This window comes from Brevibacillus sp. WF146, from assembly GCF_001673705.2.
In the GTDB taxonomy this organism is placed as follows: domain Bacteria; phylum Bacillota; class Bacilli; order Brevibacillales; family Brevibacillaceae; genus Brevibacillus; species Brevibacillus thermoruber.
This window is the reverse complement of the sequence record NZ_CP109943.1, coordinates 4445318-4467694: the sequence shown is the minus strand read 5'-3', so window position 1 is coordinate 4467694 and position 22377 is coordinate 4445318. Positions and strand designations below refer to the sequence as shown.

The 22377-nt window shown below is 55.9% G+C and carries 32 protein-coding genes, 4 tRNA genes and 1 pseudogene; 35 read left to right on the top strand and 2 right to left on the bottom strand.

What is annotated here, in order from left to right; translation table 11 throughout:
- The first annotated feature begins 446 nt into the window (after nucleotides 1–446).
- The 20 genes and pseudogenes from A6764_RS22250 to A6764_RS22165 all read left to right on the top strand — a co-directional run bounded on the left by A6764_RS22250 (nucleotide 447) and on the right by A6764_RS22165 (nucleotide 9543).
- A complete protein-coding gene (locus tag A6764_RS22250) occupies nucleotides 447–872 on the top strand; it encodes a hypothetical protein (protein ID WP_264622361.1) in 426 nt (141 codons plus the stop codon).
- 61 nt (nucleotides 873–933) lie between these two features.
- Nucleotides 934–1269: a PH domain-containing protein gene (locus A6764_RS22245; RefSeq protein ID WP_065068387.1), complete on the top strand. Its 336-nt coding sequence runs from the start codon at nucleotides 934–936 to the stop codon at nucleotides 1267–1269.
- A gap of 184 nt (nucleotides 1270–1453) precedes the next feature.
- Nucleotides 1454–1942, top strand: a complete 489-nt coding sequence (locus A6764_RS22240; RefSeq protein ID WP_264622271.1) for a LysM peptidoglycan-binding domain-containing protein — start codon at nucleotides 1454–1456, stop codon at nucleotides 1940–1942.
- Nucleotides 1942–3171: an XkdQ/YqbQ family protein gene (locus A6764_RS22235; protein ID WP_264622360.1), complete on the top strand. Its 1230-nt coding sequence runs from the start codon at nucleotides 1942–1944 to the stop codon at nucleotides 3169–3171. The genes A6764_RS22240 and A6764_RS22235 overlap by 1 nt, the downstream gene beginning before the upstream one ends.
- Entirely contained in the window at nucleotides 3108–3320 is a 213-nt protein-coding gene (locus tag A6764_RS22230; protein WP_319800816.1) for a DUF2577 family protein, read from the top strand. The genes A6764_RS22235 and A6764_RS22230 overlap by 64 nt, the downstream gene beginning before the upstream one ends.
- Entirely contained in the window at nucleotides 3299–3415 is a 117-nt protein-coding gene (locus A6764_RS22495; protein ID WP_413541963.1) for a DUF2577 family protein, read from the top strand. Before A6764_RS22230 ends, A6764_RS22495 begins: the two co-directional genes overlap by 22 nt.
- Nucleotides 3396–3653, top strand: a complete 258-nt coding sequence (locus A6764_RS22225; RefSeq protein WP_264622359.1) for a DUF2634 domain-containing protein — start codon at nucleotides 3396–3398, stop codon at nucleotides 3651–3653. Before A6764_RS22495 ends, A6764_RS22225 begins: the two co-directional genes overlap by 20 nt.
- A gap of 38 nt (nucleotides 3654–3691) precedes the next feature.
- Nucleotides 3692–3811, top strand: a complete 120-nt coding sequence (locus A6764_RS22490) for a hypothetical protein (protein WP_413541962.1) — start codon at nucleotides 3692–3694, stop codon at nucleotides 3809–3811.
- Between the two features lie 2 nt (nucleotides 3812–3813).
- Entirely contained in the window at nucleotides 3814–4038 is a 225-nt protein-coding gene (locus A6764_RS22220; protein WP_264622358.1) for a hypothetical protein, read from the top strand.
- A pseudogene (locus A6764_RS22485) lies at nucleotides 4035–4870 on the top strand (baseplate J/gp47 family protein). Before A6764_RS22220 ends, A6764_RS22485 begins: the two are co-directional and overlap by 4 nt.
- Nucleotides 4860–5420 carry a putative phage tail protein gene (locus A6764_RS22205; protein ID WP_141669819.1) on the top strand — a complete coding sequence of 187 codons (561 nt, stop codon included), beginning with the start codon at nucleotides 4860–4862 and terminating at the stop codon, nucleotides 5418–5420. Before A6764_RS22485 ends, A6764_RS22205 begins: the two are co-directional and overlap by 11 nt.
- Complete coding sequence (locus A6764_RS22200; RefSeq protein ID WP_065068393.1) at nucleotides 5417–5977, top strand: hypothetical protein; 561 nt, start codon at nucleotides 5417–5419, stop codon at nucleotides 5975–5977. The genes A6764_RS22205 and A6764_RS22200 overlap by 4 nt, the downstream gene beginning before the upstream one ends.
- Before the next feature lie 61 nt (nucleotides 5978–6038).
- Entirely contained in the window at nucleotides 6039–7502 is a 1464-nt protein-coding gene (locus A6764_RS22195; RefSeq protein ID WP_065068394.1) for an Ig-like domain-containing protein, read from the top strand.
- Nucleotides 7502–7690, top strand: coding sequence for a hypothetical protein (locus A6764_RS22190; RefSeq protein ID WP_044899736.1), 189 nt, complete (start codon nucleotides 7502–7504; stop codon nucleotides 7688–7690). The genes A6764_RS22195 and A6764_RS22190 overlap by 1 nt, the downstream gene beginning before the upstream one ends.
- Nucleotides 7690–7803, top strand: coding sequence for a CD1375 family protein (locus tag A6764_RS22480; protein WP_413541956.1), 114 nt, complete (start codon nucleotides 7690–7692; stop codon nucleotides 7801–7803). The genes A6764_RS22190 and A6764_RS22480 overlap by 1 nt, the downstream gene beginning before the upstream one ends.
- 57 nt (nucleotides 7804–7860) lie before the next feature.
- Entirely contained in the window at nucleotides 7861–8007 is a 147-nt protein-coding gene (locus tag A6764_RS22185; RefSeq protein ID WP_162836747.1) for a CD1375 family protein, read from the top strand.
- Nucleotides 8008–8012: 5 nt separating this feature from the next.
- Entirely contained in the window at nucleotides 8013–8279 is a 267-nt protein-coding gene (locus tag A6764_RS22180) for a hemolysin XhlA family protein (RefSeq protein ID WP_255309820.1), read from the top strand.
- A 4-nt stretch (nucleotides 8280–8283) separates the two neighbouring features.
- Entirely contained in the window at nucleotides 8284–8583 is a 300-nt protein-coding gene (locus A6764_RS22175; RefSeq protein ID WP_065068395.1) for a hypothetical protein, read from the top strand.
- On the top strand, nucleotides 8561–9346 hold the full coding sequence (locus A6764_RS22170; RefSeq protein ID WP_065068396.1) for an N-acetylmuramoyl-L-alanine amidase: 786 nt from the start codon (nucleotides 8561–8563) through the stop codon (nucleotides 9344–9346). The genes A6764_RS22175 and A6764_RS22170 overlap by 23 nt, the downstream gene beginning before the upstream one ends.
- Nucleotides 9343–9543 (top strand): hypothetical protein, encoded by a 201-nt coding sequence (locus A6764_RS22165; protein ID WP_065068397.1) that lies wholly within the window; start codon nucleotides 9343–9345, stop codon nucleotides 9541–9543. Before A6764_RS22170 ends, A6764_RS22165 begins: the two co-directional genes overlap by 4 nt.
- 227 nt (nucleotides 9544–9770) lie before the next feature.
- On the opposite strand, the gene A6764_RS22160 is transcribed toward A6764_RS22165, so the two are convergent.
- Entirely contained in the window at nucleotides 9771–10223 is a 453-nt protein-coding gene (locus tag A6764_RS22160; RefSeq protein ID WP_065068398.1) for a hypothetical protein, read from the bottom strand.
- 114 nt (nucleotides 10224–10337) lie between these two features.
- Here A6764_RS22160 and A6764_RS22155 point away from each other — a divergent pair, with 114 nt between their 5' ends.
- The 10 genes from A6764_RS22155 (at nucleotide 10338) to rocF (ending at nucleotide 16900) form a co-directional block, all read left to right on the top strand.
- Entirely contained in the window at nucleotides 10338–10607 is a 270-nt protein-coding gene (locus tag A6764_RS22155; protein WP_065068399.1) for a helix-turn-helix domain-containing protein, read from the top strand.
- An 826-nt stretch (nucleotides 10608–11433) separates the two neighbouring features.
- The gene (locus A6764_RS22150; protein ID WP_255309821.1) at nucleotides 11434–11778 is read left to right on the top strand and encodes a YolD-like family protein; all 345 of its coding nucleotides are present in this window, start codon (nucleotides 11434–11436) and stop codon (nucleotides 11776–11778) included.
- Between the two features lie 215 nt (nucleotides 11779–11993).
- A complete protein-coding gene (locus A6764_RS22145; protein ID WP_065068401.1) occupies nucleotides 11994–12221 on the top strand; it encodes a hypothetical protein in 228 nt (75 codons plus the stop codon).
- A 268-nt stretch (nucleotides 12222–12489) separates the two neighbouring features.
- Entirely contained in the window at nucleotides 12490–12906 is a 417-nt protein-coding gene (locus tag A6764_RS22140; protein ID WP_065068402.1) for a hypothetical protein, read from the top strand.
- Between the two features lie 314 nt (nucleotides 12907–13220).
- Complete coding sequence (locus A6764_RS22135) at nucleotides 13221–15080, top strand: ATP-binding protein (RefSeq protein ID WP_065068403.1); 1860 nt, start codon at nucleotides 13221–13223, stop codon at nucleotides 15078–15080.
- A 219-nt stretch (nucleotides 15081–15299) separates the two neighbouring features.
- Nucleotides 15300–15375, top strand: a tRNA-Lys gene (locus A6764_RS22130).
- A 54-nt stretch (nucleotides 15376–15429) separates the two neighbouring features.
- Nucleotides 15430–15506, top strand: a tRNA-Arg gene (locus tag A6764_RS22125).
- A 72-nt stretch (nucleotides 15507–15578) separates the two neighbouring features.
- Nucleotides 15579–15655, top strand: a tRNA-Pro gene (locus A6764_RS22120).
- Nucleotides 15656–15714: 59 nt separating this feature from the next.
- Nucleotides 15715–15788 (top strand) — tRNA-Gly (locus A6764_RS22115).
- Nucleotides 15789–16003: 215 nt separating this feature from the next.
- Nucleotides 16004–16900, top strand: a complete 897-nt coding sequence (rocF, locus tag A6764_RS22110) for an arginase (RefSeq protein ID WP_029098101.1) — start codon at nucleotides 16004–16006, stop codon at nucleotides 16898–16900.
- Nucleotides 16901–16980: 80 nt separating this feature from the next.
- Here the strand turns inward: rocF and A6764_RS22105 are convergent, their stop codons facing one another.
- On the bottom strand, nucleotides 16981–17130 hold the full coding sequence (locus tag A6764_RS22105) for an aspartyl-phosphate phosphatase Spo0E family protein (RefSeq protein ID WP_029098102.1): 150 nt from the start codon (nucleotides 17128–17130) through the stop codon (nucleotides 16981–16983).
- Nucleotides 17131–17308: 178 nt separating this feature from the next.
- Between A6764_RS22105 and sigW the strand changes: the two genes are divergently transcribed.
- The 5 genes from sigW (at nucleotide 17309) to glmM (ending at nucleotide 22069) form a co-directional block, all read left to right on the top strand.
- Nucleotides 17309–17872, top strand: coding sequence for an RNA polymerase sigma factor SigW (gene sigW, locus A6764_RS22100; RefSeq protein ID WP_029098103.1), 564 nt, complete (start codon nucleotides 17309–17311; stop codon nucleotides 17870–17872).
- 17 nt (nucleotides 17873–17889) lie between these two features.
- A complete protein-coding gene (locus A6764_RS22095; protein WP_029098104.1) occupies nucleotides 17890–18513 on the top strand; it encodes a zf-HC2 domain-containing protein in 624 nt (207 codons plus the stop codon).
- 110 nt (nucleotides 18514–18623) lie between these two features.
- Nucleotides 18624–19442 carry a diadenylate cyclase CdaA gene (cdaA, locus tag A6764_RS22090; protein WP_029098105.1) on the top strand — a complete coding sequence of 273 codons (819 nt, stop codon included), beginning with the start codon at nucleotides 18624–18626 and terminating at the stop codon, nucleotides 19440–19442.
- Nucleotides 19435–20679: a CdaR family protein gene (locus A6764_RS22085; protein WP_029098106.1), complete on the top strand. Its 1245-nt coding sequence runs from the start codon at nucleotides 19435–19437 to the stop codon at nucleotides 20677–20679. Before cdaA ends, A6764_RS22085 begins: the two co-directional genes overlap by 8 nt.
- A gap of 43 nt (nucleotides 20680–20722) precedes the next feature.
- Complete coding sequence (glmM, locus tag A6764_RS22080; protein WP_029098107.1) at nucleotides 20723–22069, top strand: phosphoglucosamine mutase; 1347 nt, start codon at nucleotides 20723–20725, stop codon at nucleotides 22067–22069.
- Nucleotides 22070–22377: the final 308 nt, after the last annotated feature.

The following is a 22377-nucleotide window of genomic DNA, read 5'->3' as shown; positions in this document are numbered from 1 at the left end:
GCGGAGATGACGAAAGTATCCGCGTTGGACGTTGCGAAAGAAAAAGATGAATAACGCGGCGGGCGGTCGAGCAGTTCAAGGGCGCGATTGAGACGTTACAGATTGCGGCGTTGACTCCGTTAATGCCGAAGATCAAGGAAGTCGCGCTGGCCGCAGCGGATGCTACCGAACGGTTTACGAAATGGTTAGGTACGCGTGAGGCTAAAGAGTGGGGAGACACTCTTATCAACATTTTGTCCATAGTGGGGCCGTTGATCGGCGGAGTGACTGCGGCCTGGGTCGCGTATAGGACTGCTATCGGCATCGCCACTGCGGCTCAGTGGGGCATTTAAACATCGCTGCTAACGCGAACCCACTCGATTGATCGTCGTCGCCATCGGCCTTGTAATTGGCGCCGGGTACTTGCTGGTTAAGCATTGGGATACATCAAGCAGGCGGCAAGTGACTTGTGGGTTACGCTGAAAAACGCGTTCGCCAAGGGCGTAAACTGGGTGATCGGGCACCTTAACAAGATGATCGACGCCATGAACAAGGTGCTCGAACATGTCGGAATCACTATTCCGCAGATTCCGGAAATAGCGTTGGACTACTCGGTGCAACAGCGTGAAATGGAGGATTTCCGCCAAAAACGCAACTTGGACATCGACGGATCGCACGCGGGCGGGCTCTCGTACGTGCCCTACGACGGGTATGTGGCGCGATTGCATAAAGGGGAGCGCGTTCTTACGTCCGCCGAGAATGAGCAATACACGAATGGCGGAGGCGGCGGAGTTCATATCGCAAAACTTGCGGACCAAATCGTTGTACGAGAAGATGCGGACATCGATCGGATCGCTATAGCTCTTGCGCGCGAAATCCGGAGACTGATGTAACCACTTTAAAAGTCGCCCCCACGTTGCTAAAATATAGAAACGGAATCGGAGGCGATTATTCATGTTCTTCGGGCAGAAGCAGGCCGAAGTCGAAATTCACGATCTGCTCTTTGAGGGAGAGGAAGTCGTCGGGCACTATAAGTTAGTGCAAGACTTTATTTGTCTGACGAGCAAACGCATCATTTTCGTCGATAAAGCGATAACCTCAAATAAACGCGCGATCATATCCATTCCCTACGATAATGTGGAGTCCGTTGAGATGGAGCGCGGCAAAACGTTTTCGATTGGGCACGAGTTTACCATCGTCACGAAAAAGAAGGACTACGACATACACCTGGCGAAAGACGCAGACCCCAACGACTTCTACCGCACTTTGTCAAAACACATTTGCGCATAATTAAGATTCCCGGAGGTGATCCGCCATACCCAACGCGATCCAATTTTGGCTCTCGTTCAATAACGGAGCCGAACGCTTGCAACTCCCGGTCAACCCTCCGTCAATCCAAATATCGTCGTCCCACTCGTACGAGGAAGTCAACGTCCTGCAATTAGGCGAATACACCGTTATCGGTGACGCCAACTTGCGGGACTTTTCTTTTTCCTCGTTTTTCCCACGCGACTACAACCCGTCCTATTGCGAATACGAGGCGATTCCGGCGCCCTGGGACGCGGTACAGACGATTGAGGGCTGGATGAAGTCACGCCGTCCCATCCGCCTGACCATCACGGGAACGCCGATCAACGTCGCGGTGACCATCCGTTCGTTCAATTATGAACCGGAACGCGCAGGCAATCCAGGCGACATCTATTACGACCTCACGCTGAAAGAGTACGTGTTCGTCGACGTGAATAAGGTCGAGATTACCGGGAACAAGGCGATAGTCAGCACGCAAACAACTCGCCCGAACACGCGCGAAGTCCCGTCAACTTACACGGTAAAGCCCGGCGATAACCTGACGAAGATCGCGCTCCGGTACGGTAAAAAATGGCCGGAGATATACGCGAAGAACAAGTCCGTTATCGGCCCGGACCCTAACCGTATCTATCCCGGACAGGTGTTGACGCTCTGATGAACACGCAAGTTCTATACGATGGAACCCCGTTACCCGTCCAATCCGTAACGTGGTCGGGCGACATTACGCAGGCGGCGCGAAAGCTCGACGTATCGCTCGTCAACACAGTGGACGGTCGGACGCAGGCCCGGCGGATTGAACACGGAAAGGAGCTCCGGCTCTTGTACGATGGGCGCGAACTGTTCCGTGGGCCGGTTTTTGCGTTCGATATTGACGCGCGCGGACGGATGACAGCGACAGCATACGATGAAAACACGTACCTGACGCGTAACCAGGACACGCGCAAATTCGTGAATATGACCGCGAGTGCGATTGTTAGAAGGTTGTGCGCGGACTTCGGGATTCCGACGGGGACGATCGCGGATACCGGTTACGTGATCCCGAAGTTGATCCTCCGCGACAAATCGTTGTGGGAAATGATGATTACGGCGCTTACCTACACGCGCAAGCAAACAGGTAGGCGCTATTTTATTACCTCGCGCGAAGGCCGGTTGCAACTTCTCGAACGGAAAGAGCAGATCGTCCGGTGGGTTCTCGAAAATGGCCGGAACATCATCGACGCGTCCTATTCGCAGTCCATCGAGGACATGCGAACGCAAGTCAAGGTGATCGGTGGCGACCCGGATAAAAAGCCGATTATCGCGGTAGTGAAGGACGACGCGCTCATAAAACGGTTCGGTATCATGCAGCACCTCGAAAACGTGGACCAGGACATGACGGCCTCACAGGTTCAGCAGCGCGCGAAACAGTTGCTCGCGGAACTCGGCACAATCGACGATACCGCCCGTATTGACGCGCTCGGCAACCCGGACGTGACCGCAGGTACCGCGATCTATGTCCGTGAGTCCATGACGGGATTGGTCGGCGGCTTCTACGTTTCAACCGATTCGCACACGTTTAGCGGCGGCACACACCGGATGTCGCTGACGTTGAGCGCGACTGATGATCTCCCCGTCATGGATACGAGGAGCCGCCGGAAGAAAAACGGAAGCGACGGAAAGGAGCGGACGACAAAGTTGACCTCATCCTCACGCGAAAGGCATCGGATAGGATCGAAGGCTCCGGCGCGAGCCAACTCGTTCAACTTATCCGCCAGATCGGCTATAACGATTATGACCGGTTCGAACTCGCCACCGTCGTCGCGCCACCGCCCGAACTCCGTATCAAAATCGACAATATGGCGCTCGAACTCGAAGCCGACGACGTGTTGGTCGCGGAACACCTAACGCGACACAAACGAATCGTCACGATCAAACACGAACAGGACGCGGAGCGCGACGTTGGCGACACGGAACCGAAGCCGCGCGATAACGATGCACCGGGTCGCTCGCGTGGACGTATTCGTACGTTGAGATGCAGTTTGAAGACGTGTTGAAGGCGGGCGACCGCGTACTCGTCGCGTCCATGAACGACGGGCAATCCTACGTCATTCTCGATAGGGTGAGGAAATATGGCGCTGAGTCCTCTTAGGCCGCTGGAAGAACGCGCGGTCGAAGTCGCGCCCACACCGCAACCATCGCGGACGTACGCGCTTGACTTCGAAACGGGCGAGGTTGGCGGCATTATCGACGGTGAGGCCGCGATCCGGCAGGCGATCCGGAAAGCGATCATGACGGCCAGGTTCCGGTATCCGATATACGGGGCCGAGCACTTATACGGTGCGGAACTCGAAGATCTCATCGGCCAAGACCTGCGATCGAACTCTTGAACGCGGAAATCCCCCGGTTGATCTCCGAGGCGCTTCTCGTGGACGACCGGATTACTGACGTATACAACTTCACAATCACACGCGAAGGAGACGGCCTGTACGTCTCTTTTTTCGTTGATACGGCGGACGGCACATTACGCGAGGAGGTGACGTTATAAGCGTGGCTTACGAAGATCAAACGAAAGACGTGATCCACCAACGGATGCTCGATGCGAGCCCTCCGGACATCGACAAGCGGCCGGGTTCGGTCACATACGACCTGACGGGGCCGGTCGCGATTGAGGCGGAGGCCCTTTACGTCGAACTCGGCACGTTCACGATAAGGCGTTCGCGGACACGGCGTACGACGAGTGGCTCGATAGGCGCGCGGCAGAGGTCGGACTGACCCGCAAGCCAGCCGTAAAGGCCACCGGTTTCGTCACGTTTACAGGCAACGAGGGGACGGTCATTCCGAAAGGGACCGAAGTGTACACGGACGGAGACGCGCCAATTTACTTCGTGACGACCGCGGACGCGACGATCACAAACGGAACGGCAACGGTCGCGGCCGAGGCGAAAGAGGCGGGCGCAACGGGCAACGTTGGCCCCGGCGCGATCAAGCTGACCACCGGTAATATCACCGGCATCACCGGCGTAACCAACACGGTGGCCTTCGATGGCGGCGTCGACGCGGAAAGTAACGAGACTTCCGCAAACGCTACTTCGACCGTGTGCGCCGTCCGATCACGTCAGGCAACGCGTACCAATACCGGCAATGGGCGCTCGAAGTCGTGGGCGTCCGGGACGTGCGCGTGTATCCGGTATGGAACGGCCCTCTCACGGTGAAAGTCGTTGTGCTCGCGGACGAGGGCGTTCCCTCCCAATCGCTCCTTGACGCGGTTAAGACGCATATCGAATCGGTGCGGCCGATTGGCGCGGACGTGGCCGTAATCGGCGCGATCGACTACGGAATTGACGTGGCCGCGACGCTGTACCTGACGAGTGGGGCGGATTTGGGCGCGGTGCAGGCCGCCATTGTCGCGGAGATTAACGAGTACTTCCGCGAGCTGGCGTTCGGCGACCCGATCGTCCGCATTTCGCAGATTCAGCGGATTCTCCTCGATAACCCGAACATCACGGACTACGCGAACCTGACGCTGAACGGCGGTACGTCGAACATCGTGATTACTGGCGATGCGATTCCGGTACTGAGGACGGTGAACTTCGTTGCAGGCTAATGAGCGCGATATTCGGCAGGATATGCGGGATTATCTGCCCGGATATTACCGCGATTCTCGCGTAGTCAGCAACCTCATTGACCGCGAGGCCGACGAAATCATCGCGCTTAATGCGGCGGTCGCCGATACACTGGCGCAGTTTTTCGTCGATACCGCAACGTGGGGCCTCGCGCGGTGGGAGGCCATCTGCGGTATCAAAACGGACGAATCCAAACCGTTAGACGTCCGGCGCGCCATCGTCAAGTCCCGCCTGCAAGGGTTCGGAACGGTCACGGTCGAGGTCGTGCGGGGGCTTGCGGACACCCTGTACGGGGCGGCGACGCAGGTTACCGAGGACTTTACCGGGGCGCGAGTCGTGGTCAAACTCGTCGGCAAACGGGGCGTGCCGATCAACGCGGAGGACGTACGGAAGGAACTACGCGAACTCATACCGGCTCACCTGGACATCGCGCTTGAATTCTCGTGGTTCGTGTGGGACGAATTTGACGCGATGACCTGGGACGAGGCGGACAGCTTCGCATGGGACGAATTGGAGGTGTATATGCCGTGAGTAGCGGACAAACGAACACGCTTGGCCTTCACCGGTGGGTCGGAACGGACCGGGTATCACGCGCCGAGATCGTCGAGAACTTCGATATTATCGACGCGACCGCCGAAGACCTGTACGGGCAGATCGAGGACCTGCGGTTACTTATCGCGCGCCTTGACGTTGGTTGGTCGATCGCGGACGAGATCAACTTCCGGTATCCGGACAATAACGGAATCTTCTACGACATCCTAGACGGCAAGGGCGGCCGCGTAACGGCGGTACTCGCGGATGCCGCGACTTACACGACGGCGGCGCTGACGGCCGGGGCCACAACGGTTCCTGTCGGAAATAGCGCCGTTTTTGCGGTCGGCGAGGAGGTCACGATTTTCGACGATGTGAACGCGGAGAACGTGACGATCACGGCGGTCGCGGTCGGTGAGTTAACGGTGACGGCGCTCGCGCACTCGTATAAAGCGAAGGCGACCGTGGCGCGGACGACGGCCGTGACGGATGCCGTGAATGCACGGATGGGGTTCCCGACATGGGGAACGAGTGATATTGCGATTACGGAGGCGTGAGGATGCGCGATTCCAGAACGTGGATAACTTCGGATAACGGCCATTGGGAAGGGGGAGGAACATGTCGAGGATATTTACGACTTCTACTGGCGCTCAAACAGCCAATTCCGGATTTTGGGGTAATGCTCCGTCAACCTTTGCAAGAAAAATCAGGGTGGATAAACGGACTAAATTAACCGGCATTTATTTTCAAAACAGAGATACCAGCCAAGTCACCGTTAAAGCAGTGCTTTACACTCTAGGTGGTACAAGAATCGCTGAAAGTAATGCCACTACAGTTAACACCAACACCGACGCGATATTGTCTTTTATCTCGCCAGCAGAGATCGAACCTAACACAGACTTTTACATTGGTGTATATACCAGTGTTGGCAGGTTGGAAACGTATATAGCAGAAAATATCACAGCAAATGTAAGTGTGACTAGGGATGGGGTTACGTTTACATTTTATCCCTCAACATTTAGTTCGACTTCGGACGTTGCTCCAAACGGATCTACTGTCTCAACTAGTGAATTGTCAATTGGAATAGAGTTTACAACAAACAACCTACCGACGCTAAACCTAGCCTCGCCTACGGATAATCAAACATTATCCGGAGGTTCCACGTACACACTCGAAGGCACCGCGTCCGACCCCGACAACGGCAACGCAGTCACCGTCAAGTACGCGATCAACGGCGGCACCGCCCGCAACATCACGTCCGCCATCTCGGACGGCTCGACCGCGATCCCGTTCTCGAAGGCGCTGACGTTCCAAAACGGTCGCCTCTACGATGGCGGAACGGACGTGTCCGGACCTCTTGCGGAAAACACAACGTACACCGTCTCGGTATACGCGGTCGACGACCAGGGCGGAACGTCCACGGCAATCACTCGTTCGTTCACCGTGATCCTCAACCGGCCGCCCACGATCAACCTCGATCCGTACAACGCGAACCGAACGGGCGTATCCGAATTGGAGACGTTGACGTTCGCGGGCACGGTAACGGACCCCGAAAATGACAACGTATCGCTGACGGTGGCGGTCAACGGCGGCGCGCCCGTTACGCTAAAATCCGGCGTCGCGTCCGGCACCGCGTTCTCGTACAGCATTCCGGTATCGTCGCTCGTATTCGGCGCGAACACGATTACTTTCGTTGCGACCGACGTGAAGGGCGCGAGCACAACGAAGGCGCTGACGGTGAACAAAGCGGGAAGCCTAGCGCCAGTCAAAACGGCGGTCGTCCGGTACGTGATTACGCCGCCACTCGGTAGCGCGGCCGAGATTGCCGCGTGGGTGCAGCGGGAGGACGGCGACCTGACCATAGACGCGGCGGCTTCTATCGTCGGTAGCGCGGACCCGGAGACCTACGTGGCACTCACGAAGAATGCGTCGGTGCCGTTGGGCGACGGGACCATTGTCGAGGACGAGTTCGTGGGGGCCGCGGCGCAACCGGGCGCGAAGGTAGCGTTGAGGCTGACGTTCACGCGCGAGAACACTTCGTCGACCGCCGCAGTTAAAAAGATTATGGGAGGGATCGGTTGATGCCAAAGTTAAGGCCGCGCCGACCTGACGGCTGGTTCGGGCCACTGGTCGACGTGAATCCGGGCGAGCGACCGCCGACCGATCGCGAACGCATCCAACAGCTTGAGCGCGAAAACATCGACCTGATGCTCGCGCTCACGCAAGTATACGAAGAACTACTCGCACTTCAATCGGGAGGTACACCGTAGTGGCAACGATTTACTACCGATTAATCAAGGCCGGGCTCAAAACGCTGGACGACGTACCGGATAAACATAGAGCGGAAGTTCAAGCGCTACTTGACGCGGAGGCTGAGGCGTAGCCAATGCGTACGGTGGCGCTTTTTCTATTGCGAATCATATTCGGAGGTGGAAACGATATGGCGGTAATCTACGCGACGCTCATCGTAAAAGGGTACAAAACCATCTGCGACGTACCGAAACTGATCCGTAACGACGTACGCCAGGTCCTGATTCAATTGGACGCCGGGCACCTGGCAGAACCGACGTGCGCTGACGAGGTATAACGCGTATGGACGATATGAAAGAGATTCGCACGCAGTTGGCGGACGTCCGCGAATGGCTCGTGCGGCTGGATACGAAACTTGACGGAATGGCCGACGTCAAGAAAACGGCCGACGCAGCGAACGAGCGGTCGAGGGAGGCGATGGCTCTCGCGCAAGAGAACGCCCGCGACATCGCCGAGATCAAAGCGGACGACCGGCGTAAGTGGGGCGTCATTATCGGGATGGGCACGAGTTTTATCGGGTCCATCCTCATCTATTTTCTGACGAGGTGACGGGATGAAAACGTTCCTCAACGATCAAGACGGTCTTAGTGAAAAGGATTACCTCCTGCTCGTATCCACGACCGTCTTTTTCCTCTTCGTCGCGGTCGGCCTCGTACTCGTGCTGATGGGCCGGACGCTCGACCCCATGTACGTGACGCTGCTCGATATGGTCGCGCCGGTACTCATGACAGTTGCAGGCGGCGTATACGGTGTTCGCGCGGTACAGGAGTTTCGGAAGCAGCCACAGACTGCCGACGAGGTGCCACCGCGCAGAGAGGAGGAAGACAACCGTGGAACTACGAGTCCAATCTAAGTTTCTGACGCCCAACCCGTACTCTCGCCCCGGCACCCGTTTGAAACCCGTTAAAGGTGTCGTCATCCACTGGGTCGCGAACCCAGGCAGTACCGCGCTCAACAACCGCAATTTCTTCGAACGCAGAAAGGACGGCAAATCCGGTTACGGGTCCGCGCACTATATCGTGTGCCTCGACGGGTCCATCGTTCAATGCCTGCCGGAAACGGAAATGGCGTACCACGTCGGGAGCACCACGTATACGAGCGCGGCCCTTACGCGGCTATCCCGGTACCCTAACGATTGCACTATCGGAATCGAATGCTGCCATACGGATTGGGACGGGCGGATGACGGCAGAAACGTGGCGCGCGACCGTGAAGTTGGCGGCACAACTGCTGAAACGGTACGGGTTGACCGAGAATGACCTGTGGCTTCACAAGGAAGTCGTCGGCTGGAAGGATTGTCACCGCTGGTTCGTGAACAACCCGGCTGACTGGACGCGGTTCAAACGGGAAGTTGCGGAGGAAATGAAGGGCGGCAGCGCCAAGCCCCCGGAGGACAAAAAAGCGGAGGTCGTTTATCTGATGAGTAAATACTTCAAGGACATTCCCAAAGAGCTGGAGTGGTGTAAGGATCACGCGGACTCTCTGTACGAGAAGGGCGTGCTGAAAGGCGACGGGCAAGGCCATCTGAAACCGACCGACCCGTTATCGCGCGCGGAGGCCGCCGTGTTGATCGACCGCGCGATCGACTACGTCATGAAGGAGTTGACGCGGAAATGATCGACTGGAAAGCGAAACTCGGCTCTCGTAAGTTTTGGGCGCTGATTGCCGGTGTTGCAACGAGCGCTCTCGTTTTGTTCGGAAAAGACGCGGATACCATCACGAAGGTTGTCGCGTTGATCGGCGCGATCGGCTCGTGTGCGGTCTACATGTTTGCGGAAGCAAGCGTCGATGCCGCCCGCGCGAAAAACGAATAAACTACGCCCTGGTAGCGGAAACTCTCCGCCGCCGGGGCGTTATTTTTTTTGTCCCAAACGGTCGTGTTACGCTCTAACGGAAAGGAGCGTGTTATACCGGGAATCCATCGTTCTGGCGCGATACCGCCGCCAACTCAACCGGGTCGGACCGATACCCTACGCGGTAACATCGTTACCAACTGGCAAGGCAGCAGTCCTCTGCCGGTATCCCGACAGCGGGTTTACACTTATCCGACATACTTTTCTATGTACATATCGATGTTTGCCTTAAAGTCAGACCAATCCACACGTTCAACCTCTTCCACAAACTTTGCGATATCTTCCCCGTCTTCCCCAACTTCGACGAAACGACCCTTGAAGATCAGCACATAAGCAATTTCGTCGTCCACGCCGCCGCGAGACTCGAAGTAGTCCACCAATTTCTCCGGATCTTCAAAGCAGGAAACTCCGTTCTTGATACCCGTTTCCAAGCCCGCTTTTTCTAAAGCTGTTTCCCATCGTTCGTCGAGATCTTCAATAGCCTCAATCTCTTCAATTAACTCGTCGTCTACAATGTACTCCAGTGCACGGTCGATCTCACCTTGTTTCGCCTCTTCTAGTGACTTCCACAACCAAGGCCAGCTTACCGATTCCGGGGTAATCTCATACGCTCTCTGTTGTACCCGAAAGAAAATTTTCATATCCGTTCACCTCATTGGTTTATCTATCCTTATTATATCGCATAAACGATATTTGTAAACCCTTTTTCTTGAAAAAATATTGTATATACGATATGATTTATCCGAGGTGATCCAATGAAACGGCTGAAATGCGTAATAAAGATTGCGGAGCTGCGCGAACGGCTAGGAATCAGCAGTCAGAAGGATCTGGCTGATATGGCTGGGCTGCGTCCCAATGCTGTTAGCCAGCTGGAGCATGGATACAGGTGGAAGTCAGGAGAAAGGACATCACTGCAACGCGTTGATTTAGAGCACTTGGAAAAGATCGCTAACGCAATCTGGCGTGAGAAAGGAGTACGTGTGCAAATCAGTGATTTGATTGACTTCGTGGAAGTGGAGGAGTAAGCCGTGGAAGAGGCGGTGTACCAAGTATTCGAAGATTTGCTGCGTCGAGAGGACAGGCGCCCTCGTATGCGGGACTACATCAAAGAAGCTAGTAAACGGGAAGTATCCGGGGTTAAAGTTTTAAAAAAGCTATACGGAAGCTACAATCATGCAGTCGACAGGTTTTTGCAGTTGTACCACGAGCGGAACGGTTTCTACGAGATACCCGACTACCTTCTAGGGTGCATTGTTGGGACAGCTACGTTGGTCAAATCGACAGCACGTTCGGGCTTGGCGCTTCTGTTTTCATCATCAAACGCAAGCGAGTTGGAAACAATCAAGCCATTTCTCAACAGATATGCAGAGTGGGGGCCGAACGAGAGGGGGATGCATTTTATTGAGTGCTACGACTATAAACTGATATCATCGCTACATCACATGGGCTTCCCGGATCATCTACCGTTTCGCGCAACAGTTGATTTTGTCCGCGGTTACTGTGACACCCACGCTAGCCTCTTTTCGTATCAAAATAGACACGGGAATACTTGTCTCAGACTGGAGGTAACGGGTACGGAAGAGTTCGTCTCCAAGCTGCGCGATTTTCTAATTCAATTGAGTGCAAGTGAGACAAAGCTACAAAAAGCTCGTACAACTTGTAAGTGGCACATAAACACTCTTTCGTTAGTCAAGATTCGGGATCACCTGTATCCAGATGGCTGTGTGTGTAATCAAGCCAAAAGACAGTTGTTGTATTCTGTATGATTTGTTTTTCTCACGCTATTGCATAACGGAGTCGCTTCCGATTACAATAAGAACAAATGTTCGTATATTATCGGGAGGGATCACGTTGAAGAGAACGAAAATTAACGATCTATTCGGCAGCATGCGGATTATCCTGCCGGAACACAAGGCGGAGATTCAGCGGATGAATGCGGAACGGGGCCTCGAACCGCGCCCTACCGTTGATGAGGACGATTTTGGCGAGATGTGCTTCCGCATTTACGACAGCACGCAGTACGATTACGCGATTACCGTTAAGTGGTTCCGCGAGGTGAGCCGTGGCCTTGGCGTGTTTGAAACGGCATGGGGCGTGGTCAAAGAGATTGACGCGAATAGGCGGATGTTCAAACTCGTGAACGTTTGGGATTCCGTGTGGATTCGCGTTGAGGATGTCGTGAGTGTAACGAAGTGACCGCGTAACCACGAAAAAATTTCGCTCGGACGTACATATTCCAGCGCGCCCGCACATACGCTGATTGCGTAGGCACAGCGTTGGGGAAGAGTCTGCATATCGAAATAATACGGCCCTGGTACGGTAAAAACCCGCGCCAGGGCTCGTTTTTTATTTTCGGGACGCGCATAGGTAACGTAGTAACCGCGTAAGGTTACGACGAGGAGGTGGTTAGCGTGCCGAAACGAAAACGCATTAACCTATCGCCCGACGACGATACGAACGCGAAACTCGAACGCCTTGCGCACGCGTGCCGGAAGCATCCGACCACGTTCGCGCACTATCTCGTTAAGCTGTGCGTCAACAACGCCAACATCGTCGAGTTCGTGCAGCGGCAGCATAACGTTGAGGAACGGTTTAAAGTGCGGTGTCGGGTCGAAGGTGACACGTTGGTTTACGATTGAAAACGAAGGGGGAGCGTCACATGATCATTCTCTTTGTGCTATATTGCACCCGGTGCGGAGTTGAGATCGGAATAGGAACAGGAAATCTTTGCAGTCGCTGCGCCAAAGAACGGTAGCCTATCGCGTAAAATCAACGATAAGTTTCAGCGCGAGGAGTCCGGTTCCACTGGCAACAAGCGCGTATCCAGCGTAGACGAGAAACGGCATTTCACGACCTCCTAACGTTATGGATACGCGTAGTATCGCCAAACGAGAGGAGTGTTATACCGTGTTTTATTCGGTAGCTCTGCCGAGATTTCGGCGACAAAAGACCGAGGTGATACCGTGGCGCGATTTTTTCGACGAGATGGGGAGCGTATTAACTGCGCGGCAGAAACGGAAACTAAGCGCTCTCCTGGCGGGGGCAACGGCGGTATACGCGTTGCGATTGGAGCACGCGGAGGCGGCGGGGATTGCCGACAAGATCATCGGCGCGTTCGATCCGATCATACAGTTGGCGCAGGGGGTGTCGTACCCAATTGCGTTCCTAATGATATGCGGCGGCTTTCTCCTGATAATGGTCGGGCAGCGGTCGAAGGGCCTGTCGATGCTCAAGTGGGCGGCGGTGGGCTACGTGGGGATGCAGTTCGCCCCGGCGATCATGCAGATACTCGTGGGCGTGGGCAAGGCGATGGTAGCGCGGTAACCCCGTTCGTCCACCTACGGATAACGCCAGACTCACGCCTGAATAACGAATCCGTCGAGCAGTTCGCGCAAACACTCTGCGTTTACCAATCGCCACTCGAACGGTGGAACTCCGGCAAACGCCGCATCGAACGCGCGCCTTTTGTTTCGTTTGAGACGGTCCTGCAACGTGAAGGAACGTCATTCACCGTTACCGTCCTGCGGGAATACGAATCGATCGCGCGCAAGGCCATCGAATCAACGTGGCCGAACGTCACAAATACGGAGGTAGCCGATCCGTTCATCGCGCGCCCGGACGTAACGGCGACGCTCGAAATGAACTACCATTACATGTTCGCGATTCGTGTGGACCGGCGCGAAATATCGTTCTTGGCGTCACTCCTCGAAACGATCAACGCGCTTGACGAAGGCGACGCGGTTTACGTGCAGATGCTCGCGGTCCCGGCCGAGAAAGACTGGTACGAAGGCGCAGCGCAAGCGTACGAACGATTCAAGGCGGGCGAGATGCCGCAGAAATTCGCGCTGAACAAGCGAACGGCGGGACGTACGGCACTCAAACTCGCGACCAAAACGGTCCTCGGCGCGATTTCGATTGTAACCGAACTCATGACGGGCGAGGAACCGGAGCCGATCAACATCGACGGCGGAGAGCGCGCGGTCATCCTCCGCGACGGCAAACTCCGGTCGGAAACGCTGAACAAGACGCGAGGGGACGCGTACGACGTAACGGTGCGTATAGGTGTTGTGTGCGCGGATAAGGCGCGGGCGAAAGCGGTCATGCGGATGGTTACGATGGCATTCCGCGAACTGGACGGAGACAACCATTTCGTCGCGCATGAAACCGACGTAGACCGTACGTGGCGGAAGATGCGGGAGCGCACGGTAGGGCTCCGGCTTGCTCGCGATTACATGAGTATACCGGAGGTCTCCCGCCTGTTCCTGTTGCCGACGCGACCGTTGCAGGAGCGTTATCATATCGAGAACGTCCGACTGCTTGAAACCGGCATACCGGCGGAGATATCGGCGGGCGGCCTACGGTTGGGCACGGTAACGCACAAAGGCGCGGCACAAACGGTATACATGCCGACGGACAATTACGACGAGCTATGCTTGCCACGCGTAGTGATCGGCGGAATGGGCAGCGGCAAAACCACGTTCGGCGCGAACCTTATCGTCGAGGCAGTCCGTAATGGTTTCGGTGGCCTTGCGATAGACCCCGCGAAAGGCCAGATCGGCGATATGGTGGCGGCCGCGTTACCGAGTGACCGCGTTACCCGGATACGCATTGACGGCACGGCTCCGTTCGCGCTCGATTTCTGCGAGATCAACCGGTCGCCACGCGCCAGAAACCGACTGGCTAACGCGATCATCTCGTTCTTTAACACGGCGACCGACGAGGCGGGCGCGCAGACCGCACGTTACCTTCGCGCCGCGATCATGGCGATGCAAACGGCGCGGCTGGCGGAGATCATGCGTATTTTCGAGGACGACGCGTACCGGACCGCGTGTATCGAACGGATGAGAGCGGGAATGCACCGGTCGACACTCGAAGACTTCGGGCGAATGACGGAGGGGAAACGCGCTCAGATTCTCGCGCCGATATACAACCGCCTCGATACGATCCTAGGCGACGAGTATCTCGCGGAATGTTTCGAGTCCGATCGGTCACTCGATATGGTCGCGCTGATGAGCGGGCGGCGCGCGGTCGTCATTGACGTGCCCAAAGCGACACTCGGCGCTGAGGCGGTCGACCTCATCGTGAACCTCCTGTCGGTCAAAATTGACCTCGCGATGGTTCTGCGTGAGGAAGCGGATCAGTTCCCGTTCTTTATCGTATATGACGAGCCGCATCAGTTCCTCCGGTCGGCGCGTACGTGGAAGACAGCGGCGGTCGAATCGCGGAAATGGCGCGTGGGTTACGTGTGGATGTTTCACTCGTGGGAGCAGATACCGAACGACCTCGCGGAGATCATACGGAGTGCGGGGCCGCACTATACCGTGTACCGCGCGAGCAAGAAGACGTTCCGGGAGCTGGCGGAGGAACTTGCGCCGTTTACCGTGGAGGATTACGTGAAGATGCCGAGGTTTCACGCGCTGAACGTATTACGCGTGGGGGAGGCGCAGCATACCGTGGTGATGGCGAAGATGCAAAACTTGTCGAACGCATATAAATAGGTAGGAACTCGTGATAAAAGGTTACTATTGACTTCGAACGCTCCCTTCGTGTATACTTCGTAATTGTTAAGACGAGTCCGTAGGAAGAGTTTGAATCCGTGTGTCACCGTCGAATGACCGAATCAGGCAACCGTAAGGAATCGGGCAAATACGGATACTTCCGATACCTTTGACTCCGTCATTCCTAGGTTCGAATCCTAGTACCCCAGCCATTTTCATGAGCCATTAGCTCAGTTGGTAGAGCATCTGACTTTTAATCAGAGGGTCGAAGGTTCGAGTCCTTCATGGCTCACCAGTTACTTTATCCCCAAACGTAAAAAGGGTTTTCGGGGACCCCCAACAACAATATGTGCCCTTAGCTCAGCCGGATAGAGCGTTTGACTACGAATCAAAAGGTCGGGAGTTCGAATCTCTCAGGGCACGCCATATTTGCAGAGGTGAGAGGTTAGGCGTGAGAACGTGATTCTCACTTCCCCCTCCCACATCTGAAGGTCAGAACGGGAAGTAGCTCAGCTTGGTAGAGTACTTGGCTTGGGACCAAGGGGTCGCAGGTTCGAATCCTGTCTTCCCGACCACTTCCGTACTCCCAAACCAATGTTGGGATTACCTGTGTTTTGGGGGACCTTGCTCACATGCGGGTGTAGTTCAATGGTAGAACTCCAGCCTTCCAAGCTGGATGCGTGGGTTCGATTCCCATCACCCGCTCCATTCCATCGTGTAAAACGGGCAGCCGCTTTTCGGTTGCTCGTTTTTTACTGTACGCCCCCCTTTCGTTTCGCGATCAATTCAATTGGACGTGTGCGCCCGAAGCGACCTGCAGGCAGCCGCCTGCAGTTTTTTTATGCAAATGGCTGTCGAGTTGAGTCATTTCCCTTCCCGAGGCTACAATAAGCGTGAGTGAACCAAGGGAAGGGGGCGCGTTCATGAACAAAAACATCAGCATCATCGGTGTACCGCTTGATTTGGGAGCAGACCGCCGCGGGGTGGACATGGGACCGAGTGCCATCCGTTATGCAGGCGTGGTCGCCCGTTTGGAAAAAATGGGTCTGAATATCCAGGACAAAGGGGATATCCCTGTTACCCGACCGCACACGTTTACCGAGACAGACAACCATAAGTACCTGGACGAAGTGGTGGAGGCGAACACCAGACTGGCCGAGGCCGTCAGCGGCATCATGGAGGAAGGGCGTTTTCCGCTGGTGCTGGGCGGCGACCACAGCATTGCGCTCGGCACGGTGGCCGGTGTCGCCAAGCACGTCAAAAACCTCGGCGTCATCTGGTTTGACGCTCACGGTGATTTGAACACCGGAGAAACGTCGCCCTCCGGCAACATTCACGGCATGCCGCTGGCCGCCAGCCTGGGGTACGGGCATGAGCGTCTGGTGCAGATCGGCGGCTTTGCGCCGAAGCTGAAGCCGGAGAATGTGGTGATTATTGGCGCGCGCGATTTGGATGCGGGCGAGCGCGAATTAATCAAACGAATCGGCTTGAAAGTGTTCACCATGCACGAAATTGACAAACTGGGCATGGCCCGCGTGATGGAGGAAGCGATTGCCCATGTGTCCAGGAACACCGATGGCGTCCACCTCAGCCTCGATCTGGACGGACTTGATCCGCACGATGCGCCGGGGGTGGGCACGCCGGTCATTGGCGGCATCTCCTACCGGGAAGGACATGTGGCGCTGGAGATGCTGGCTGACGCGGACATTCTCTGTTCCGCCGAGTTTGTGGAAGTGAACCCGATCCTCGACCGGGAAAACATGACCGCCCGTGTCGCCGTTGCCCTGATGAGTTCCGCCTTTGGAGACAAACTGCTGTAAGAAAAGAAGCGAGGGACCCGTGTGTTCCCTCGCCTTTTTCGTTTCCGCATCTTTACATCGGTGGGGGAAAGCGGTACATTCTAAGGATGGAGATGCAGTTTGTTCAACAGATGATCCAACTGCACGCTTAACTCCACCATTTCGGGCGTAATGGTTTCCTGTTCCTTGTACCGGTCGTTCAACTCTTTGCGCAGTTGTTCGATTTGGAGAAGAACATGCGGATCGTGCATGTGTTCCACTCTCCTTTACACCGTCAGGATAAGAGAGGTACCATCATTACTATATGGAGACAACCTGTCTCATTATTCCTGTATTTCCCACAAAAATGGCCAAGTAAACACGCCTCAAAACGAAACCATTTGCAGTACCATCCGTATAAAAGGATTACGGTATTGCGGGGAGGATCGCATGGATTTTGTAGAGAAACGGTTAACCCAGCGGGCGAAGCGAGGAGACCGCGAAGCCTTTGCCGAGTTAATCGAGATATATAAGGACAAGATATTTCAGCTTGCGTATCGCATGGTGGGAAACCGCGAGGATGCGGAGGACATCGCGCAGGAAACGTTTTTGCGGGTGTACGCCAACCTACATGCCTACGACGAAAGTTACAAGTTCTCCACGTGGATCTACCGGATTGCGACCAATCTGTGCATTGACCGGGGAAGGAAAAAGCGGCCCGACTTTTCGCTCGACGAGGAAGTGGAGCCCGGGCAGGGCATGGATTGGTATTCGCGGCTGTCGTCCAACGAGAAGGGGCCGGAGGACAAAGTGGTGACGCAGGAGCTGCAGGAGACCGTACAGGACGCCCTTTCCCAACTGGCGCCGAAGTATCGGTCGATCATGATTTTGCGGTACATTGAAGATCTGTCGCTGCAGGAAATCAGCGATATTGTCAAGCTGCCGGTCACAACCATCAAGACGCGGATTCACCGCGGTCGGGAAGCCTTGCGCAGCAAGTTGCGATTTATGTAGGAAAGGAGAAAACCACGATGGAATGCCGAGAAATGATTGCGCTCATTCACGAGTTCCTGGACGGGGAGATTGACGAGCTGTCCAATCAGAAGCTGCAATCCCACCTGCAGGCCTGTGCAACCTGCCGACGGCACCTGCACGAACTGCAGCGGGCCATCGCCTTTGTCCAGAGCGCGTCTCATGTTCATGTCTCGCCGGATTTTACCGCTCGCGTTCTTGCGCAACTGCCGGCTCCTCCCAAGACAAGGCGTTTTTCCAACTGGCTGCGGAATCATCCGTTCCTCACGGCGGCGGCTGTCTTTCTCTTTTTGATGACCGGGAGCATGTTCGCCTCCTGGTTTGAGCAGGATGACACCCTGCAAATATCTTCGTCCAGCATGGATAAACTAAAAATCGACCGGGAGCGCAACGTGGTGGTCGTGCCCGCGGGAACAACCATCGACGGCGATCTGGTGGTGCGCAACGGCAATGTGGAAGTGCTGGGAAAAGTAAAAGGCAACGTGGTCGCCATCGAAGGCAAGGTGGTGCTGGCTTCCACCGCGCAGGTGGCGGGAAGCACCGAGTCGATCGAAGCGATCTTCGACTGGATTTGGTACGAAATGAAAAATCTTGGAAATGACTTGCTTCCTATCTTGCCATAGGAGAAAATAGAGAGTATAGTTACATGCAGCACGGCAGAAGCAGCCGTGCTTTTTCCGCAGGAGACGAGAGCAACTGCCTTGAGATGGAGCGAAATATGGGGGCTTCGTTTATGATTTCAATGGACTATGGGGATTTGCTGCGGTATGTGATCGATATTTCCCTCGTCACATACGTGATTTATAAACTCATCATGCTGATTCGCGGTACGCGAGCGGTGCAATTGCTGAAAGGGATCATGGTCATCATCATCACCTGGCTGTTGAGCAAGTACTTCCAGCTCACGACGCTGCACTGGCTCATGTCGCAGGCGTTTACGTTCGGGGTGCTGGCCATCGTGATCATCTTTCAGCCGGAACTGCGGCGCGCGCTGGAACAGTTGGGGCGGGGCAGACTCTTTTCCCGCTCCAGCAGTATGCAGGATGAAGAGACGGTGCGCCGGATGGTGCAGGAGGTCTGTAAATCGGTGACCTACATGGCCAAGCGGCGGATTGGCGCCTTGATCGTGATCGAACGGGAAACCGGCCTGAACGATTACGTGGAGACGGGGATTGGCATCAACGGGCGCGTCAGTTCGGAACTTTTGATCAACATCTTCATCCCGAACACGCCGCTGCACGACGGGGCGGTGATCATGCGCAGGGACGTGATTCTCGCCGCTGCCTGTTACCTGCCTCTCTCTGAAAATACCTCCATTTCAAAAGAATTGGGGACGCGCCATCGCGCCGCCATCGGGGTCAGCGAAGTGTCTGACGGTCTGTCCATTGTCGTTTCCGAAGAGACGGGACACGTGTCGTTTGCCATGAACGGAGAAATGAGACGCAACCTGACAGAGGAGCAGTTGGCGGAATGCCTGACCGAACAACTGCAGCCTTCCTCGAAGAGCAAGTCCATGGCAAGTCGTTGGCAATGGAGGCGAAAACATGGATAAGTGGTTAAACAGTCATTGGTTTGCGCGAGCCATCGCCTTGATGCTGGCCATCATGATGTGGATGGTCGTCAACCTGGAAATGGATTCGACTCCTTCGACGGAGGCGAACCGGCCGCTCCTGATTGACGACATCGCCCTGCACGTCAAATACGACAGTGAGCGCTACTACGTGGTGAAACAGCCGAAAACGGTCAAAGTGGCGCTGGAGAGCAACAACCCGTTTTACCGCCACAATTTTCTCCCCTCCGATTCCTACGAGGTGTACGTGGATCTGCGCGACAAGGGGGCAGGGACCCACAAGGTGCCGGTCCAGTACAAGGGGTGGGAGGATGCCAAGGTGGGGATCATCCCCAACGTTGTCGAAGTCACGCTGGAAGAGAAAAAGACCGTGGAGCGCGAAGTTACTGTCGAGATGCTGGGACAGGTCGCGCCGGGGTACACGGCCGGCGAGCCGCTGGTCAAGCCGTTTAGGGCTTTGGTCCGGGTGCCGGAGAGCCAGGCTGACAGGGTGGCGGCGGTGAAGGCCTCCGTCGATGTCGAAGGGGCGACCTCGCCGATCAAAACGACTGTACCGCTCAAGGTGGTGGACAAATCGGGCAACGTCCTGCAGGCAGCGGAAGTCATCCCGCTCACCGTGGAGGTCAGCGTGCCGGTGACCAGCCCGTATGTCAAGGTCCCGATCAAATTGAACTTGACGAATGAAATGCCGGATGGCTATAGTTTGGCTAGTGTAGATATGAATGTGGAAGAGGTGACCGTATACGGACCGAAAGAAGTGATCGATGCACTCAAAACGAGCACGTATCCCGGGCCGGAGATCGATCTGAGCAGCATTACGTCAGATCGCCTCTTGGAACTGAAGATACCGGTGTTGGAAAACATCGTGAATGTGGAACCCGAGTATTTGAAGGTGTCGCTGAAAGTGGTTCCGTCCACCACCAAACGTTTGGGGAAAATCCCGATCCGCATCAGCGGCCTCTCGGAAAACATGCAGGCGCGCGTGCTTTCGCCGGATGGTCGGGAGATGTCCACCATCGACTTCGACACGGTAGGAGCGCCGGAAGTGCTGCAGCAACTGGGGCCGGAAGACGTGCAGGTCGTCGCCGACGTCAGCAGCATGCCGGCCGGTGTGTATGAGGTTACCTTGAACTACATCTTCAACCAGCCGGATTACGTCAAGGTGGCGAAAACAGCACCGAAGAAGGTAACAGTGGAAATCACGAACAAGCGTAGCTAGACGAAAGCTGTTTGGTGTACAAGGAAGGAAATGAGGGACAAACATGGGGAAGTATTTCGGAACTGATGGTGTACGCGGAGTGGCCAATGCCCAGTTGACGCCTGAACTGGCATTTCGAATTGGGCGTGTCGGCGGTTACGTTCTGACCAGACACAAGCAGGAAGGCAAACCGAAAGTGGTGATTGGGCGCGACACCCGCATTTCGGGACAGATGCTGGAAAGCGCGCTGTTGGCAGGGCTGCTCTCGGTAGGAGCGGAGGTTGTCCGTTTGGGCGTCATCTCCACGTCCGGCGTGGCGTATCTTACGCGGGCGCTGGGAGCGGATGCCGGCGTCATGATTTCCGCCTCCCACAATCCGTATCCGGACAACGGCATCAAGTTTTTCGGCAGCAACGGCTTCAAGCTGTCGGACGAGGTGGAAGCGGAAATCGAACAATACCTGGACGCGGAGGAAGACACGCTGCCTCGCCCGACCGGCGAGCACATCGGAACGGTGCTGGACTTCCTGGAGGGCGGTCAAAAGTATCTCTCCCACCTGAAGAGCACGGTTACGGAGCGCTTTGACGGCATGAAAGTGGTGCTCGATTGCGCCAATGGCGCGGTTTCTTCGCTGGCGGCCCGGCTGTTTGCCGACGTGGAGGCGGAGGTAATCACGATCGGCGCCAACCCGAACGGCGTCAACATCAACGAGCAGTGCGGCTCCACCCATCCGGAGCGCCTGCAGGAGGAAGTCGTGAAGCACAAGGCACATCTGGGCCTTTCTTTCGACGGCGACGCCGACCGCTGCATCGCGGTGGACGAAAACGGGGAGATCGTGGACGGCGACTACATCATGGCGATCTGCGCACGCGCCATGAAGGCGAAAGGCAAGCTGAACAACAACACGGTGGTCACGACCGTGATGGCCAACATGGGCTTCTTCAAAGGGATGGAAGAGTGCGGGATCAACACCACCAAAACGGCGGTGGGGGACCGGTACGTGGTCGAGGAAATGCTGCGCGGCGGCTACAATCTGGGCGGCGAGCAGTCCGGCCACATCATCTTCCTGGACTACAACACGACAGGGGACGGTTTGCTGACCGGCCTGCAGCTCCTCAACGTGGTCAAGGAGTCGGGCATGCCGCTGTCTGAACTGAAACAGGTGATGACCAAGTATCCGCAGATTCTGGTCAACGTCCGGGTCGAGGACAAGACGAAGCTGGCCGGCAACCAGGCGATTGAGCAGGCCATTCGCGAGGTGGAAGAGGAACTGGCTGGAAACGGCCGTGTCCTGGTCCGCCCGTCCGGAACCGAACCGATCGTGCGCGTCATGGCGGAAGGGCCGGACGAAGCGCAGTTGGAACAGTTGGTCAATCGGATCGCCGACGTTGTGAAACAGGAATTGGTATAATCGACCGGGGGAGTGGTACCATACCACTCCCCTCTGCATACAAGTAATAAGACAAAAGAATGATTGTCGCGTTCGCCAAACTGTGATACAGTTTTCATGTGCCATGGCAAATGTAAACAAAGGGGGAATTTGCCAAAGAAAACCGAATGTTGTCAGAATGACCAAAGAATGGTTGAAGGAAAGCGCCAGCACTGCGTTTGCCCGACACGGAGCGCAGTGGACGAGGAGGAGGTTTATCGAAGGTTCGGCGGATGCCTCCCGGTAGCTGTATCACTGCCGCGGAGCGCGGGAACAAAACAGCAGGGCGA